Source organism: Roseiflexus castenholzii DSM 13941, assembly GCF_000017805.1.
In the GTDB taxonomy this organism is placed as follows: domain Bacteria; phylum Chloroflexota; class Chloroflexia; order Chloroflexales; family Roseiflexaceae; genus Roseiflexus; species Roseiflexus castenholzii.
Genome location: NC_009767.1, coordinates 1,387,304 through 1,403,930, shown reverse-complemented (window position 1 = coordinate 1,403,930; position 16,627 = coordinate 1,387,304). Strand labels below are relative to the sequence as shown.

Annotated in this window: 16 protein-coding genes; 9 read left to right on the top strand and 7 right to left on the bottom strand. The window is 58.6% G+C overall.

Going from position 1 to position 16,627, the window contains the following annotated elements:
• The first annotated feature begins 134 nt into the window (after positions 1-134).
• Together RCAS_RS05505 and RCAS_RS25875 are read left to right on the top strand one after the other, a co-directional pair.
• The gene (locus RCAS_RS05505; RefSeq protein ID WP_041330264.1) at positions 135-1,334 is read left to right on the top strand and encodes a PAS domain S-box protein; all 1,200 of its coding nucleotides are present in this window, start codon (positions 135-137) and stop codon (positions 1,332-1,334) included.
• Entirely contained in the window at positions 1,304-1,450 is a 147-nt protein-coding gene (locus RCAS_RS25875) for an STAS domain-containing protein (RefSeq protein ID WP_232280183.1), read from the top strand. Before RCAS_RS05505 ends, RCAS_RS25875 begins: the two co-directional genes overlap by 31 nt.
• Before the next feature lie 160 nt (positions 1,451-1,610).
• On the opposite strand, the gene RCAS_RS05500 is transcribed toward RCAS_RS25875, so the two are convergent.
• Together RCAS_RS05500 and RCAS_RS05495 are read right to left on the bottom strand one after the other, a co-directional pair.
• Positions 1,611-2,618 (bottom strand): stage II sporulation protein M, encoded by a 1,008-nt coding sequence (locus RCAS_RS05500; RefSeq protein WP_012119612.1) that lies wholly within the window; start codon positions 2,616-2,618, stop codon positions 1,611-1,613.
• A gap of 234 nt (positions 2,619-2,852) precedes the next feature.
• Complete coding sequence (locus RCAS_RS05495) at positions 2,853-3,962, bottom strand: type I phosphomannose isomerase catalytic subunit (protein WP_012119611.1); 1,110 nt, start codon at positions 3,960-3,962, stop codon at positions 2,853-2,855.
• 415 nt (positions 3,963-4,377) lie between these two features.
• On the opposite strand from RCAS_RS05495, the gene RCAS_RS05490 reads away from it, so the two are divergent.
• The gene (locus RCAS_RS05490) at positions 4,378-5,274 is read left to right on the top strand and encodes a DNA-methyltransferase (protein ID WP_041331713.1); all 897 of its coding nucleotides are present in this window, start codon (positions 4,378-4,380) and stop codon (positions 5,272-5,274) included.
• 9 nt (positions 5,275-5,283) lie between these two features.
• Here the strand turns inward: RCAS_RS05490 and RCAS_RS05485 are convergent, their stop codons facing one another.
• Positions 5,284-5,868, bottom strand: a complete 585-nt coding sequence (locus RCAS_RS05485) for a thymidine kinase (protein ID WP_012119609.1) — start codon at positions 5,866-5,868, stop codon at positions 5,284-5,286.
• Between the two features lie 6 nt (positions 5,869-5,874).
• A complete protein-coding gene (locus tag RCAS_RS05480) occupies positions 5,875-6,915 on the bottom strand; it encodes a histone deacetylase family protein (RefSeq protein ID WP_012119608.1) in 1,041 nt (346 codons plus the stop codon).
• A gap of 660 nt (positions 6,916-7,575) precedes the next feature.
• On the opposite strand from RCAS_RS05480, the gene RCAS_RS05475 reads away from it, so the two are divergent.
• The 4 genes from RCAS_RS05475 to RCAS_RS05460 all read left to right on the top strand — a co-directional run bounded on the left by RCAS_RS05475 (position 7,576) and on the right by RCAS_RS05460 (position 13,336).
• Positions 7,576-7,836, top strand: coding sequence for a GlsB/YeaQ/YmgE family stress response membrane protein (locus RCAS_RS05475; protein ID WP_012119607.1), 261 nt, complete (start codon positions 7,576-7,578; stop codon positions 7,834-7,836).
• A 342-nt stretch (positions 7,837-8,178) separates the two neighbouring features.
• Positions 8,179-9,813, top strand: coding sequence for a replication-associated recombination protein A (locus RCAS_RS05470; RefSeq protein ID WP_012119606.1), 1,635 nt, complete (start codon positions 8,179-8,181; stop codon positions 9,811-9,813).
• A 674-nt stretch (positions 9,814-10,487) separates the two neighbouring features.
• Entirely contained in the window at positions 10,488-12,140 is a 1,653-nt protein-coding gene (locus RCAS_RS23790) for a class I SAM-dependent methyltransferase (RefSeq protein ID WP_012119605.1), read from the top strand.
• Positions 12,141-12,178: 38 nt separating this feature from the next.
• Positions 12,179-13,336 carry an NAD(P)/FAD-dependent oxidoreductase gene (locus RCAS_RS05460; protein WP_012119604.1) on the top strand — a complete coding sequence of 386 codons (1,158 nt, stop codon included), beginning with the start codon at positions 12,179-12,181 and terminating at the stop codon, positions 13,334-13,336.
• Here the strand turns inward: RCAS_RS05460 and plsY are convergent.
• Both plsY and lexA read right to left on the bottom strand, forming a co-directional pair.
• On the bottom strand, positions 13,333-13,929 hold the full coding sequence (gene plsY, locus RCAS_RS05455; protein ID WP_012119603.1) for a glycerol-3-phosphate 1-O-acyltransferase PlsY: 597 nt from the start codon (positions 13,927-13,929) through the stop codon (positions 13,333-13,335). The two genes, RCAS_RS05460 and plsY, sit on opposite strands and share 4 nt — an antisense overlap.
• Before the next feature lie 30 nt (positions 13,930-13,959).
• Positions 13,960-14,616, bottom strand: a complete 657-nt coding sequence (lexA, locus tag RCAS_RS05450; protein ID WP_012119602.1) for a transcriptional repressor LexA — start codon at positions 14,614-14,616, stop codon at positions 13,960-13,962.
• Between the two features lie 239 nt (positions 14,617-14,855).
• Between lexA and RCAS_RS05445 the strand changes: the two genes are divergently transcribed.
• On the top strand, positions 14,856-15,512 hold the full coding sequence (locus RCAS_RS05445; protein ID WP_012119601.1) for a 50S ribosomal protein L25: 657 nt from the start codon (positions 14,856-14,858) through the stop codon (positions 15,510-15,512).
• 225 nt (positions 15,513-15,737) lie between these two features.
• Here RCAS_RS05445 and RCAS_RS05440 read toward each other — a convergent pair whose 3' ends face one another.
• Positions 15,738-16,133: a LysM peptidoglycan-binding domain-containing protein gene (locus RCAS_RS05440; protein ID WP_232280182.1), complete on the bottom strand. Its 396-nt coding sequence runs from the start codon at positions 16,131-16,133 to the stop codon at positions 15,738-15,740.
• Positions 16,134-16,495: 362 nt separating this feature from the next.
• On the opposite strand from RCAS_RS05440, the gene RCAS_RS26160 reads away from it, so the two are divergent.
• Positions 16,496-16,621: a hypothetical protein gene (locus RCAS_RS26160; protein ID WP_269633803.1), complete on the top strand. Its 126-nt coding sequence runs from the start codon at positions 16,496-16,498 to the stop codon at positions 16,619-16,621.
• Positions 16,622-16,627: the final 6 nt, after the last annotated feature.

Genomic DNA, 16,627 nt, shown 5'->3' with positions numbered 1-16,627 from the left:
ACAGAATGACCACGCCGTGTCAGCGTTCTCACCTGTGACCGTGAGGGTTGCTCGAACACTGTGCGTATCTGGGCGCCGAAAGACGCCGGAGGCGCCAGCATCATCTGACTATCAATGGAAAATAGTGTACTGCAATGACTATGACACCTGACACCACCCCCGATCTCGAAGCCGAGAACGCCGCGCTGCGCCAGCGTGTCCGCGAATTGGAAGCGCAACTCGCTGCTCGCACCGGTATGGCTTCCGCATCATCCGTGATCAATCACAAAACTTGTGAGGAGGCGCATGGGTTTCGTGTGCTTGTCGAAACCGCGCCACAGGCTATCAGCATCGTCCGACTCGATGGCGTCGTCACCTATGCCAATCCTGCATTCTCGGCGCTGACCGGCTACGACAGGCTGGATGGCAAACATATGACGATGCTCTACTTTGAGCATGATTTGCCTTTGCTGGAGGCAATTGTCAGGCACATTCAGAACGATGGCGTCTGGCGCGGGAGCGGACGCCTGCGCCATCGCAACGGCCACGCCATCCCGGTGCGGATCAACGCCTTCGTCATTCGCAACGACGCCGGTCATCCTGTCGCCATGACCGGTATGTTCGAGGACCTGACCGCCGAAGTGCAGCGCGAGGAGCGCCTGCGCCTCTTCGAGGCGCTCGTCGAGAACGCCCCCGACGCCATCGGCGTCGCCGATTTCGCCGGCGCCATTCTCTACGCCAATGCCGCCTACAAGGCGTTGACCGGCTACGGCGACGACCTGATCGGCATGAATGGCTTCGATTACATTCACAACGAGGATCGTCACGCGGTGCAGGTCACTCTGGCGCGCCTGGCGGAAGGCAAAGCCGCGTTCCTCGAAGTGCGCATCCGCCGCAAGGACGGCGGCATCGTGCCGGTGGCCGCAACCATGTACGCTCAGATGTCACCCAATGACAGACTTCGGATAATTGGCTTTCTGCGCGACATCAGCGCACAGAAGCGCGCCGAGGAGGAGCGCTTCGCCTTGCAGCAGCAGGTGATCGACGCGCAGCGCGCCGCCATCCGCGAACTCTCGACGCCGCTCATCCCGATCAGCGAGACGGCGGTGATTATGCCGCTGGTCGGCGCCATCGACAGCGCGCGAGCGCAGCAGATCGTGGATTCGCTGCTCGAGGGGGTGGCCGCGCATCGCGCCGAGATGGCGATTGTGGACATCACCGGGGTGCAGGTGGTCGATACGCAGGTGGCCAACGCCCTGGTGCGCGCGGCGCAGGCGGTGCGGCTGCTGGGCGCGCAGGTGGTGCTGACCGGCACAAGCCGCAGGTGGCGCAGACGCTGGTGCAACTGGGGGTGAGCCTGGAAGGCATCCGCACCGCCGGCACGTTGCAGACCGGCGTGCGCCTGGCGATGATGGGGGAAACAGGCAGGCGGAAACCTGGCGCATCCACCGGAACGGCTCGCAACGATTGACGCGCCGATGCACACGGAGAAACTTCCGGCAGGGTGGTGAGCAGCGCCACAAGGCTGGAACGGCTCGCAACGATTGACGCGCCGACGCACAGGCGCCGCTTGCCCTTGCCGCTCGCGCGACGCACAGGTGTAAAGCATCGCCATCAGAAACGCCCTGGCATCAACTTTTTCGCTTACGCTCCCGCCCTGCCAGCAGGAGATAGGTGTACAACGCAGTTCCACTGAGAAGAGCGACTGCACATTTGAGCGCCAGAGACAGATCCGACGGCGAGATGAATCCCTCGATCGCTCCCGCGATGATCAATAGCAGCGCGCAACCAAGAAGCAGGCGAACCGCCCGACGAGCCGCCAGCATCAGCGCGGCGCGTCGGCTGATCAGCCCTGGACGCGCCACTGCCCAACCGAGTTGCAAACCTGCTCCTCCAGCAATAATGATGACGCTCAGTTCGATAACGCCGTGCGCCGCCACAAAGCCCCACAGGTTGCCGCTGAATCCATATGCCTGCGCTGCGCCCGCCACGACGCCGAGCAACAACCCGTTCTGCGCAAGGACGAATAGTGTCGGCGCACCGAGAAGCACGCCGCCGGCAAATGCCAGAATAGCCACTCGGATATTGTTTGTGGCAATCAACGCCGCCGATGCCGACCGTCCCTCGTCGTTGATCGATTTCCACCATTCACGACCGGCGCGAATATCGCTGATAACGCTGTCGATCCCTGGAACCAACAGAGAACCGGCAGGTGGATCGTTCAGGGTAATGAAGAAGCCGATCAGCGCCGGGATCAGGAACATGAGCAGCGACGCCAGCGTGTAAAGCCACGTCTCGCGGAAGGTGCGCGGCAGATCGGCGGCGAAATAGCGCGCCAGACCACTGCTACGATCTGCGCGGCGCTGGTACACTTCTGCGTGCGCGCGCGCCACCAGTCCATTGAGATAATCGACAACCCGGTGACCGGGAAAATCACGCCGCGCGACTGCCAGATCTGAGGTCGCGCTGCGGTACAATCGCCCCAGTTCGGTGATTTCCTCATCTTCCAGCGACGTCAGTCCGCCGCGCCGCGAACGTTCCACAATCACGCTCAGGCGTTCCCAGGATGATTTCTTGCGGTTGATGAAATCTTCGACCAGCATAGCCGTTGAGAACTGATACCAATGACCTGTGACCATCCGGCATGGTCACCTCGAGCCGCGCGAGGGGTCGTGCGCGACCCGCTCAGATTCCGCGCTGCGTTTACCCTGAGCGAAGCGAAGGGCTCGGAATGACCAGCATGCGGCATCTTCAATCGTCATTGGTATGAGAACCGAGAACTGGCGGTCAGGGGTGAGTTTTCGACTTAACCTTTGCGCTATCCCTGCCACCTGCGCCTCTCGCACCGCTTGCTCCGCGCCATCCGCGAACGTTCAACGTTCAACGACCGTCTCTGTTATGCGTGTCGCGTCCACGCCGCGTTGTGCGAATTCGCGCCACAGCGCATCAAGGTCCGGCACGTATGCCCGAAGAAGCCGTGCTTCCCCTGTTGGTGCGAGCGCATACGAACCGAGACAGGCTGGCAGAACAACCGCCTCACCACGCCGCAACGCACGAATTCCACCATTCCAGCGCAACATTACCACACCCTCGATCACGGTCAGGATCTCGAATGTCGCCGGATCGACCGTGCGCTCAAGAACTCCGGCGAACGCCAGACGTTCGAGCGCGAAGGACCTGCACGCCAACAGCAAATCGCGCCCTGCCTCCAGCGGCAATGGCGGCACGACACCTCGCGGCGCGGGTGAATAGTCGATCACATCGAGCGCCTTCTCGATGTGCAACTCGCGCGGCTTGCCGGTTGCGGCATCGACTCGTCCATAATCGTAGACGCGGTAGGTCAGATCTGATTTCTGTTGAATCTCGAACAGTATAATCCCGGCATTGATTGCGTGAAGCGTCCCTGCCGGAACAAATATCGTATCACCGGCGGACACCGGCAACCGCCGCAGCAATGGTTCAAGCGCACCGGCGGTAATTGCGGCGGCAAGTTCAGCGCGGTCGCAGGAGTGCGCCAGACCATACACCACATCGGCGCCTGATGCAGCACACAGGATGTGCCACGCCTCGGTTTTGCCGTGGAACCCGGTGGCAGCCTCATGCGTGTGCGCATAGGCGTCATCAGGGTGCACCTGGATCGACAGACGATCCGCCGCGTCGATAAACTTGGCGAGCAGTGGGAAATCGGCGCCATACCGCGCAATCGTGCGCTCACCAACCAGCGCCGCACCATAGTCGCGCGTCACCTGTGCAAGCGTCTGCCCTGCCAGCGCTCCTTCGGTGATCGGGTTCGCCTCATAGACCAGCCAGACCTCGCCAAGGCGTTCAGGTCGCGGTTGCGACAGTCCCAGCCAATCGCCAAGGAACGTCCCGCCCCAGAGCGGTTGTACCAGACGTGGTTGCGTGATGAGGGGATACAGATCGATGGAAGACACAGCAGCACCTTGAATGGTCAGCAACAGCGTTGGCGGCAGCGTTTTCACGACGCCCTGCCGGAGACAGTATACACGATTGGACGAGTGACACCAATGACGATTGAAGATGCCGCATGCTGGTCATTCCGAGCCCTTCGCTTCGCTCAGGGTAAACGCAGCGCGGAATCTGAGCGGGTCGCGCACGACCCCTCGCGCGGCTCGGGGTGACCATGCCGGATGGTCACAGGTCATTGGTATGATGCGTAGTGTGTGGACTGCCGGCAAGAGAAGACCCTCAATCCGTCCCATCCGTCTCGATCCGTGGACATTCGTGTGCTCCGCCGCGCCCCATCAGCGGGAGCGTCCCCACCTCCTGCCAGAATCCACACCCGTCGCCTTGCACAAATGACCGAAATCCTGTAGAGTCGCCAGGAGACTGTCCAAATCATGGTTCAGCATCATTGTGCGTGAAGCGCAGCACTTTATGATCGACCACAACACCACCGGCGCCATCTATCTGGCGGACAATCTTGATATTCTCCGCGCTCTTCCTTCCGGGTCCGTCGATCTGATCTACATCGACCCCCCCTTCAACACCGGCAAGCATCAGCAGCGCGTCCAACTCAAAACGGAGCGTTCCGACGATGGCGACCGCGTGGGATTCCAGGGACAGCGGTACAAAAGCATCATCCTGGGATCACGACGGTTCAGTGACGTGTTCGACGATTATCTGGCATTCCTGGAGCCGCGCCTGGTCGAAGCGCATCGCGTGTTGGCGCCATCTGGGTCGTTCTACTTTCACGTGGATTACCGGGAGGTCCACTATTGCAAGGTGCTGCTCGACGCCATATTCGGGCGTGAGTCGTTTTTGAACGAGATTATCTGGGCATATGACTATGGCGGACGACCAAAGAACCGCTGGCCCCCCAAGCACGACAATATTCTGCTCTATGTCAAAAACCTCTCCCGCTACGTGTTCAATGTCGATGAAATTGAACGCATCCCCTACATGGCGCCGGGGTTGGTCGGTCCTGAAAAGGCGGCGCGCGGTAAATTGCCAACCGATTGCTGGTGGCACACGATTGTGCCCACCAACGGCGCCGAAAAGACCGGCTACCCGACGCAGAAGCCACTCGGTATTCTGCGCCGGATCGTTCAGGCATCGTCGAAGCCGGGATCGCTGGTGCTCGATTTCTTTGCCGGCAGCGGCACGACAGGGATTGCGGCGCTCGAACTCGGACGGCGCTTCATCCTGGTGGACAACAACCCCGAAGCGCTGGCAGTCATGGCACGCCGCTTCGACGGCGTCGCAGGAATCAGGTGGGTCGGCTTCGATCCTGCACCGTACCAGCAGCAGACAACAGCACCTATTATTCCATGAGCGAGCGCCCTAGCGCGCCGGTTCGTAGCAGGCGCGACAGCGCGCTTCGTACAATTCCTGCCCGCCGACAACAATCGTCGGCGCATCAGCCGGCGCTGGCTTGCCGTCGATCAGGCGCTGCGAGCGGGTCGCATACGCACCACAACGGACGCAAATCGCATACAGTTTATCAACCTGTTCGGCAACCGCCATCAACTGTGCCATTGCCGGGAACGGCTGCGCGCGAAAGTCCTGATCCAGCCCGGCGACAATGACGCGCAATCCACGGTCTGCCAGGTCCTGACACACCTCCCGCGCCGCGTCGGGCGGGTCGTCGAGCAGATGCAGTTCGTCGACTGCCACCACATGAATATCGGTATTGAGATGTGCCGGAGTATCGCGGATCGAATCGATCACGCGCGCCTCGACTGAAAGACCATTGTGGCTGACGAGGCTGCCGAGCCGGTAGCGCGTGTCGCGGCGCGGAGTGAAGGCGATCAACCGCTGGCGCGCCAGGCGCACATGGTTCAGACGACGGATCAGTTCTTCGGTCTTCCCGCTGAACATGCAGCCGCAGATCACTTCGATGCGGCCCCCTGACGAAAGGCGTGTCATACCTGCTTACTCCTCGAGACCCTGTAACAGCCCGACGACATTATCGCCGAGTGCGTCGATGGCGTATCCTCCCTCCTGAACGACCAGTGTCGGCAGATTGAGCGCAGCAATGCGCCGCCCGATCTCAGGGTAGACTGCCATGCTAAGCGCAAAACTGTCGCCATGATTGGCGACCGGATCGCCTTCGAACGTATCGAACCCTGCCGAAAGCACCAGAAAACGCGGCGCAAACGCTGCAATCGCATCGAGCGCCCGGTCGAGCGCCACCAGATACTCACGGTCCCCTACGCCCGCATCCAGCGGCAGGTTCAGATTATACCCCTCACCGGCGCCGGCGCCGCGCTCATCGGCGTAGCCCAGAAAGAAGGGATACTGGTACGACGGTGCGGCGTGGATCGAGACAAACAGCACATCACTGCGTTCGTAAAAGATCTGTTGTGTGCCATTGCCGTGGTGGAAATCGATGTCGAGAATGGCGCACGTCGCGTCTGGTGCGTTGCGCACCAGATACGCCGCTGCAATCGCAGCATTGTTGAGGAAACAGTACCCGCCGCACAGATCACGCCCGGCATGATGTCCCGGCGGGCGACAGAGCGCATACGCACAACGTGAACCGATCAGGAGCAACTCGGCGCCGGTCAGCGCTACATCGGCGGCAGCACGCGCGGCGGCATAAGTGCCTGCCACAATTGGAGCGCACGTATCGAACGTATAATACCCGGGTGCAGCCAGCGGGTGATCGTGCGGTCGCGACATCCAGCGCACTGCCAGCGTTCCGGGAATGACCGCTTCCGGCGCACCGCCTGCAACAACCCAGCGGTCGTAGATCGTCTCAAGATAGGTCAGATATCCGTCATCGTGAACGGTGCGCACCGGTTCGATTCCGAACGCGCGCGGCTCGACGACAGGACCAATGGCAGCACGTTCGAGCGCGGCGCGAATAATCGCCACACGTTCCGGCGTCTCGTAGATTGGAATCAGCGCGCCATCGAGGAACTCGTGGGGCGGATTGTGCTGAAGATGGGTGTCGGACGCAACAACGATCATCGGCAGTCTCCTTCGGGCGTGAACGTCAGACTGCTGCAACCTGGCAGTGTGCCGGGCAATTATAACGCAAACGTTCTTGTGACCAATCATGGTTCGTATTCCCAAAAATCGTGTGAACCACCCAGGGCATCGTTTGCAGGCGGCGAGCGGGAGGATAAGCGCTCTATCTTCTGGCGCTTTGTCTGGCGTTCCCCTGCGTTACTTTTTCCCTCGTCATTTCAGTAGCAGGAGCGTAAACAGTGGAGAAGCGCATGCCGCACGCGCCCGGCTCGTTTCCACCCTTGCCTTCCCCTTACGAAGGGGGATGCCCCACCCCAACCCTCCCTTGCTGGAGGAGGGGGTGATGTCCGGTAGACGACACGGGGAAATCTCACCGTATAATGCCCGGCAGGCAGCGCATCAGAAGAATGGAACGTTACCGCGCCGCATAATGTGCATCCCTCGCACTCTCATAGTGAAGTGCGTGATCATAGGAGTAGTCTGATACCAATGACGATTGAAGATGCCACATGCGTGTCATTCCGAGCCCTTCGCTTCGCTCAGGGTAAACGCAGCGAGGAATCTGAGCGGGTCGCGCAAGACTCCTCACGCTGCTCGGGGTGACCATGCCGGATGGTCACAGGTCATTGGTATGAGACCTGACAGAAAGGAAACAACGCCATGGGACCCATTTCCTGGATTATTTTCGGCGCACTGGCCGGATGGGTTGCAAGCCTGCTCGTCGGCATCGAGGAACGCCAGGGATGCCTGATGAATATCATCATCGGCATCCTGGGCGCATTCGTTGGCGGACTGATTATGGATCTGCTGGGATTCGGCGGAACGAATTTCGGATGGGATGTGCGCAGTTTTGGCGTGGCAGTGCTGGGAGCGATCGTTCTGCTCGCCATCACCGGACAGATTCGGCAGCGCCGGCGTTAAAAAAACCGGGGCAGGCGTTTGATTGCCTGCCCCGTCTTTAAGATCCAGGCTTCTGTTCAGCATTCCGGCTCACACACCAGGGGATGCAAGAGGAATTCGGAGGAGCCAGAGGAAATGAACGGGAAGAGTACAGGGAAGGGAGCCGGGATGTTTCCTCTGAACAGCGCCTTTTCTGGTTCTAAGCATACGTGATGGCGCCTTCATTCGCAATAGCACCAACATCCCATTTGCGTATGCCCCATGTGGTGCGATGGTACCAGAAGGGAGGATGACCTGCCCGCCGACTTTCTGATTTTCTGGTATCATGCGTAGCAATTGACGATACTGTGTCATCTATTCTCAATGCCCAGGAACCAGAAAACCCTATTCGATACGCAGCGCGAGGAAGCGTTGAGCCGTCAGGCGCCGCTCGCCGCGCGCATGCGCCCGCGCGCGCTCGATGAGTTTGTCGGGCAGGATCACATCGTCGGGGAAGGTAAATTGCTGCGGCGCGCCATCACCAACGATGCGCTCTTCTCGATCATTCTCTGGGGTCCGCCCGGCTCTGGCAAGACGACCCTGGCGCGGATCATTGCCGATACGACGCATGCCCATTTTGAGCAACTTTCTGCGGTGTCCGCTGGAGTCGCCGATCTCCGTCGCGTGGTCAAGGAAGCGCAGGACCGCCTCGGCATGTTCCAGCAGCGCACGATTGTCTTCATTGACGAGATTCATCGTTTCAACAAGGCGCAGCAGGATGCGATCCTGCCCTATGTCGAGGATGGCACGATTATTCTGATCGGCGCGACGACCGAAAACCCGTCGTTCGAGGTCAACCCGGCGCTGCGCTCACGGGCGCGCGTCTTCGTCCTCGAATCACTGACCGATGAGCAGATTGGCGTGATTGTTGATCGAGCGTTGACCGATGCCGAACGCGGGCTTGGCGCCCTCAACGTGCTGCTGGCTGCCGATGCGCGCGGGTATCTGATCAATATGTCGAACGGCGATGCACGCACGGCGCTGAATGCGCTCGAAGCCGCAGCGCTCGCCAAATCGCCAGGCATCGGCGGGAAGCGCCTGCTTACAGTGGACGACATCCGCGATGCGTTGCAGAGCCGCGCGGTACAGTACGACAAGAATGGCGAGCTGCACTACGATGCAATCTCAGCATTGCACAAAAGCGTCCGTGATAGCGATCCCGACGCGGCACTGTACTGGCTTGGGCGTATGCTCGACGGCGGCGAAGACCCGCTGTATATTGCGCGACGGGTGGTGCGCATGGCAATCGAGGATATCGGCATGGCCGATCCGCACGCGCTGCCGCTGACGATCGCTGCTCAACAGGCAGTTCATTTTCTCGGTCAACCCGAAGGCGACCTGGCGCTGGCGCAGGCGGTCGTCTATCTGGCGCAGGCGCCAAAGAGCAACGCAGTCTATGTCGCATACGCCGCAGCGCTCAATGATGTGGCGGAGACGCGCAATGAGCCGGTGCCGCTTCACCTGCGCAACGCGCCTACCGCGTTGATGAAAAGGCTTGGATACGCGCGTGGCTATAAGTATGCGCACGACGATGACGATGCACAGGCGGAGACGCGCAATGAGCCGGTGCCGCTTCACCTGCGCAACGCGCCTACCGCGTTGATGAAAAGGCTTGGATACGCGCGTGGCTATAAGTATGCGCACGACGATGACGATGCACAGGTAGAACAGGAACACTTCCCGCCCAATCTGCGCGGACGGCGTTATTACGAACCGACCGGGCGCGGGTTCGAGGCGACGGTGCGAGAACGCCTTGCCTGGCGCGATGCGCGCGCGTCGCATGGAACTGCGAAAGGGGTCTCTAGAGAAGAACGCACCAGGTCAGCAACAGGTCAGAACCACACCCCTTCCGATCTCGATCCGCAGGCGCTGGCCGGCGAAGAGCCGCAAATCCCGGCGGACGACGTCGCCGAAACGCGACACGTATCCCGCTCGCCATCACGTCGTCGGTCGAAGTGAAGTTGGGCGGCAAATCGTGAGGCCAAGCAATGAAACCAACGTTGACACTGGAACTGCTGAAGACAGAAGCACATACATTCGCCGCCATCGAGTCAGGGCATCGAGAGCCGACATTGTACGGCGTTACTGATGGGAAAGCAGTTGGTACGTACTTCGAGCACAAGTTCAGATCGTATCTCCGCGAAAAGTACGACTTTGAAGTTCTGCAAGGGGCATAGACTTTCCTGAGCTTGAAACCGACATGAAGGTAACGAGCGTGAGGCAACCGCAATCATCGTGTCCTTTCAAATCTGCTCGACAGAAAATCTATGGTCTGGGCTATTCTCTACTCGTGTTTGTATACGAGAAGACAGATGATCCACAGACATCCACGGGGAATTTGAACGTTTTGCACACGATTTTTGTCAGTAAAGAGCGGACAGCAGACTTTCAAACTACCACGGGACTCCGTCGAATACTTGAAAATGATGGTAACAAGGATGACATTTTGGCTTTCATCGAAGAGCGCAGACTTTAGACGAGATTGAAACATCAGCGCTAGCCGACGAGATCCTCGCCAATCCTCCTGAGGTTGGCTATCTTACCATCTCGAATGCCCTGCAATGGAGACTTCAGTACAGTCGAGTCATTGAGAAGGCTGGTTCGGTTGTAGGACTTGAAAGGCTGAGATAGCAATGCGCGATCAAAAACAACGCAAAGCCGAATTTGGAGATTTTCAAACGCCCATCAGATTAGCCAGGGAAGTATGTTCTCTCATTGCTCGGACCGGTTTTCGTCCCGCTTCGATTCTCGAACCAACATGTGGGACGGGTTCATTTCTCAAAGCATCTCTCGAAACATTCCCAGATGTATCGCGTGTTCTTGGCTTTGAGATCAATCCGCACCACGTGTTGCAAGCGCAGTATGCTGTCGCACCCGCATTTCCTCATGCGTCTATTGAAGTTCATCAGTCTGATTTCTTTCTCACGAGTTGGTCTGAGATTGTTAAAGCGTTGCCTGAGCCCATTCTTGTTATCGGCAATCCACCCTGGGTGACGAATGCAGCGTTGAGCACTTGGGGCAGTAGCAATGTTCCGATGAAATCAAACCTCGACAATCTCCCTGGTATTGATGCGCTCACCGGCAAAAGTAATTTCGACATTTCGGAATGGATGCTTAGAAAGAACATCGAATGGCTTAATGGCAAGAACGGCTTACTTGCAATGCTTTGTAAAACGACAGTAGCACGTAAAGTTCTCTTGTACGCTTGGCAAAACGGGCTGCGGATCGAGTCGGCATCACTTTATATCCTGGATGCGCGGGAATACTTTAGAGCTTCAGTTGACGCTTGCCTTCTGGTAGTTCGCAGCAATTCGACCGGCAACAGCAAAGAATGCCAGGTTTTTCCTTCTCTTCATGCACAACAGCCCCATAGCTTATTCGGTTTGCAGGATGGAATGCTTGTGGCTGATGTCAAATCATACCTGAAACGGAAAGACCTCACAGGGACAGGCTTTAGGGGCTGGCGGTCAGGAATAAAGCATGATTGCAGCAACGTCTTTGAGCTGCGCATTGAGTGTGGGAATCTTGTTAATGGCCTGGGAGAATTCGTTGATATTGAACCCGAAGTGCTCTTTCCTCTGCTCAAAAGTTCTGATCTCGCAGCGCATAGGAAGCCGCATCGGTGGATGCTTGTTCCTCAACGGGCAATGAGTGACGACCCGAGCCGTCTTAGGTTGGACGCTCCCAAGGCCTGGAATTACCTTACTGCCCATGCACATCTTTTGGACGAACGAAAGAGTTCAATATACAGGAACCGTCCGCGCTTCTCAGTCTTTGGAGTTGGACCATATTCATTTGCTCCCTGGAAGATTGCTCTTTCGGGTTTATACAAGAAACTTGAGTTTGTTCAAGTTCCACCGTTTCTGGAACGCCCGGTGGTTTTCGATGACACATGTTATTTTTTCCCATGTCAGTCTGAAGAAGAATGCAACCTATTGTACGAATTGGTCACATCCGAACCTGCCAGAGAGTTCTGGTCTGCATTCATTTTCTGGGATGCAAAGCGGCCAATTACGGCACAACTTCTTAATTCACTTGATCTGATGGCTCTTGCACGCCTTTTGGGTAAGGAATGTGATAGAGTACGGACTCTTGCAGAAAGACAGATTGTAGAATATACGGAAGGGGTCTTCCAGAGACTCCTTTTCAGAGAAGAAACTGCTGACTATGAGAGTGATCTCGTTGCAAACGAATTAGATTTGCCAGCCGCCCAACACGCGCTTCCAGCCGACGCCGCTTCACTGCTCCTTCGCTTCGCTCAGGGCAAGGCCTCGCGGCGCGGTTGAAGCGCAAGCCGTTATGTCTGAAATATCGGGACACGTGTATGCCACCTCAAACCGCTGATGTTGTCATTATCGGCGCCGGTATCATTGGCGCCTCAATCGCCTACCATCTGGCAGTACGCGGTTGCACCAACGTTGTGATTCTGGAAAAGGAAGAGACCGAGATCAGCGGTTCGACCGCCCGATCAGCCGCTGGTGTACGCCATCAGTTTTCCACCGAAGTCAATATCCGATTGTCGCTCTACAGCATCGAGCGCCTGAAACACTTCACCGACGAAGTTGGCGGGCATTCAGGCTTGCAGCAGATCGGCTATCTCTTCCTGATCGACAATCAGACAGACTGGGAAACCTACCGCGCCAATGTGGCGCTCCAGCGCAGCCTGGGGGTGCGCGTCGAATTGCTCTCGCCGGAAGAAGCCGGGCGCTTTATTCCCGGCATGCGCACCGACGATCTGATCGGCGCAACCTTTGGTCCCGACGACGGGTTTTGCGATCCGCATGGTATCGCCATCGGATACCTGAACCGCGCGCGTGAGCTTGGCGTCGCGCTAGAGCGCGCTACACCGGCCATCGGCATCCGGGTTGTTGGCGATCACGTCGCGGGGGTCGAAACGCCAACCGGCGTCATCAATTGCCCGATTGTCGTAAACGCCGCCGGACCATGGGCAGGCGAAGTGGGGATGCTCGCAGGCCTGGAGATACCGGTGCGCCCATACCGCCGCTGCATTTACGTCACCGAACCGTTCCCCGCTATTCCGGGACCGATCCCGTTGACCATCGATGTCGGCACCGGCTTCTATATGCGCAAAGAACACGAGAATGTATTATTCGGCAAATCGAACTACGCCGAACCGCCGGGGTATAACCTGGCGGTCGACTGGGAATGGCTCGACACCGTCCTCGAAGCCGGATTACGACGCTTCCCGATCCTGGAACGCGCCGGGCTGGCGGAAAAACTCTGCTGGGCGGGCGCGTATGAGATCACGCCCGATCATATGCCGATTCTGGGGAAACATCCCGAACTTGAAGGGTATGTCGATGCCAGTGGATTCAGCGGGCACGGCATCATGCATGCGCCGGCCACCGGTCTGCTGATTGCCGAAGAGATTCTCGACGGACGCGCCCACACGATCGACATCGACCCGCTGCGCATCAACCGCTTCCGCGGCGTCTTGCGCCGTGAACTGAACGTCATCTAAAAGCGGTTCTCGGCGCCTGCGCGCAGGCGCCGGATATTCGCGCGGTGGAGGAGAAGAATCGACACCACGGCGCCCCATACAAAGAGCGCATAAGTCATCGGCAATGCGCCCTGGGCAAAGAAGACGGCGGCCACCACAGCGCACGCGGCGGCCGCTGCCAGCGACGCCACCGACGAAATGCGCACGATGCTGAACGTCGCTCCCCAGACAGCCAGCCCTGCGAGCGCAACAAGGGGCGCCATTGCCAGCAACGCCCCACCACCGGTCGCCACTGCTTTGCCGCCGCGAAACCCGAGGAAGATCGACCGGGCATGCCCCAACATCGCTGCTGCACCGACGGTCACAACCGCAAGCGGCGGCACATTGAGCATTTGCGCTGCAAAGGTCGGCAGCGCGCCTTTCAGCATGTCGCCGCTCAGGGCCAATAGAAACGCACCGAAGCCACAGGTGCGCCAGACATTCGCTGCACCAACGTTACCGCTGCCCGCAACGCGCAGATCGACGCCCCGCGCACGCGCCACCAGCAGACTGAACGGGATGGAGCCGGCAAGATACGCGATCAGTATCAGCGCCAGATGAGGGATTGTCAGCATGAGTTTGCCGCCTTCCGGGGAGGCACGGCGCTACCACATGGATCGCATCACTCCGACGACACGACCCTGAATATGAACTTTTGTCGCATCGACATAGATCGGCTCCATCGTCACATTGGCAGGTTGCAGGCGCACCTTATCGCCCTCGCGATAGAAGCGCTTGAGCGTCACCGCATTATCGTCTTCGATGCGCACCGCAACCATCTGGCCATTCTCAGCCGTCTCCTGGTAGCGCAGCAACACAATGTCGTCATCGTCGATCAGCGCATCGATCATCGAGTGCCCGCGCACTTTCAAGGCGTAGACATCCTGCAACTTCTCAGGCGGTGCGACATCGGGCGGCACCTCGATCATTTCAACTGCCGCAGTGCTGGTGTCTTCCGGGTTGGGCAGCGGCTGACCGGCGGTAATAACGCCAAGCAGCGGCACTCTTCCGCCTCGCGCCGGATTGAGCGCGACCGGCAGCATATTCTTGAGTTTGATGCCCCGCGATACTCTGCCATCGCGGTCGATTAATCCCTTGCTTTCCAGCGCCCGAAGATTGTAGGCGACGACCGAGGTCGAGGAAATGTGCAGACCATCCTGGATCTCGCGGATGGACGGCGGATAGCCATGCTCCTGGGTGAACGCTTCAATGAATGCAAGGATATCGCGCTGCCGCGCTGAAAGTTGATCTGACGATCGCATGCGTGCTGCCCTTTCTCTGGCGCCGTTCCTTGGAACCGCAAGCCTGTTCGATAGAACTTTTGTAGTAGAGTCATTATGACATAACACGCTTGTTCTTGTCAAGCCCATATTTTCTATTTTTTCGCTCTCGCTTGCATGGCGCCGCGCGCTATAGTACAATGCGCGACTCGGAGCGACCGGGCAATGCCCTTAGCTTACGGCGAAGGTATTTGCAGTTTCAGAAGGAGTATCGTGTCGGTATGTCAGAAAAGTATACGTTGTCGCTCGAACCGCGCGCGGTTGTGGGCAAGAAGGTCAAACGGTTGCGGCGCAGCGGCATTCTGCCTGCAACAGTCTACGGCAAAGGCATCGAGCCGATTTCCGTGCAGGTCGATGCGCGCAGTTTCAATGCGGTCTATCGCCGCGCCGGGCGCACGGCGCTGGTCGAATTGCACATTGCCGGTCGCCAACCGCTGGCGGCATTTATTCACGCGCTGCAACGCCATCCGGTGACGCGCGACATCATCCATGCGGACTTTCGTGCGGTCGATCTGAGCCAGGAAGTGGAAGTCGCGGTGCCGCTGCACATCGAGGGCGAATCGCCTCTTGTCGAAAGCGGCGAAGCAGTGCTGAATCAGGTGTTGAACGCTATCGAGATTCGTGCACTTCCATCGAACATCCCGGCGCATCTCACCGTCGATATTAGCGGTCTCGATGCGTTCGATAAGAGCATTCACGTCCGCGATCTGGCGCTGCCGCCGGGGGTGACGCTGGCAACCCCTGGTGATGAATTGGTCGTCAGTCTTGCGCATGCGCGTGCTGCGGAGGAAGAAGCGCCGGCAGCCGAGGAGACGACCGCCGAGCCGGAACTGGTGCGTGAGCGCCGCGAGCCACGGGCAGAGGAAGAAGAGGAATAGTCGCGTTGCTGCGCCGCAATCAAAAAACCCTCGCGTTTGCGAGGGTTTTTTGTTGATTCTGGGCATCACCGTGGGTGATCTTACCGCGTCACCTCAGCGGTGACGCCCTTACGCTTATTACTCATGGGCATCACCTCCTTTACGCCTGATCGGCAATTCTGAAGGATTGACACTGAGAATATACCGAAAATCACGCCGTCTGTCAAGCGCCAGTTTTGGCGCTCTTCATGGCGTCGCCAGCGTTGGTGCGGCGGGCGCCGGCGTCGCCTCCGCCAACCCCGAAACCCCGGTCGGCGTGGCGCGCAATGATGGCGAGGTGTCAATCAGCGAGGGAATGATCAGCGGTTGCCCCACCTGAAGCGAATCGGGATCGGTCAATCCATTGGCTGCCATTATGTCGGCTACGGTTGTGCCGAACATGATTGCCAGTTCGCTCAGGGTGTCGCCGGGTTGAACGATGTAGAGCCCGCTTGGCGTTGGTGAGGGCGCCAGCAGGCTGGCGTATGCCGTCGCCGTTGCATCGGCATCCAGTGTTGGCGCAGGGGTGATTTCAAGAATAACCGGCGCTGTCGGGCGCGGGGTCACCGGTTGCGGCGAGGCTGGCAACGTACATGCGGTCATCCCTGTTGCCAGGCTGATCAGAAGCAGTGAACGGTATAAGCAAGGCATTGCTTGAGTGTTGATAATTGCGGAACAGGAAGCGCTCATTGATCGTGCAGTCTTGACAGGCATGGCAGACCCTGTTATCCTCGACAGCGCGCCAGAGAAATGAGGAAGACAGGCATCCATCCCATCTTCCTCGTGAGCCGGAACCTGTCAGCACATGCAGTTATTTCTTACCGGACCCCTTCTTTGCTGCTGCCTGCTTTTTCTGCTTGCTGACGTTTTTTGGACTTTTGTCCCCCATGCACGGCTCCCTTCTGCGTTCAGGGCACTTCTGCCGGTTGTTCTGATATTATATCACGAGGTTAAGGATGAACGCTATGCTTAACCCGCAGATGCGCCGTTTGTCTGTCATCATGCGCGGCGATCCCGAAAACCCCGATGAGGTTCTCGGTGTGCTCAATCCTGCCGCCGCCCGGTCGTCGGATGGGATGCGTTCTACCTGAGTCGTA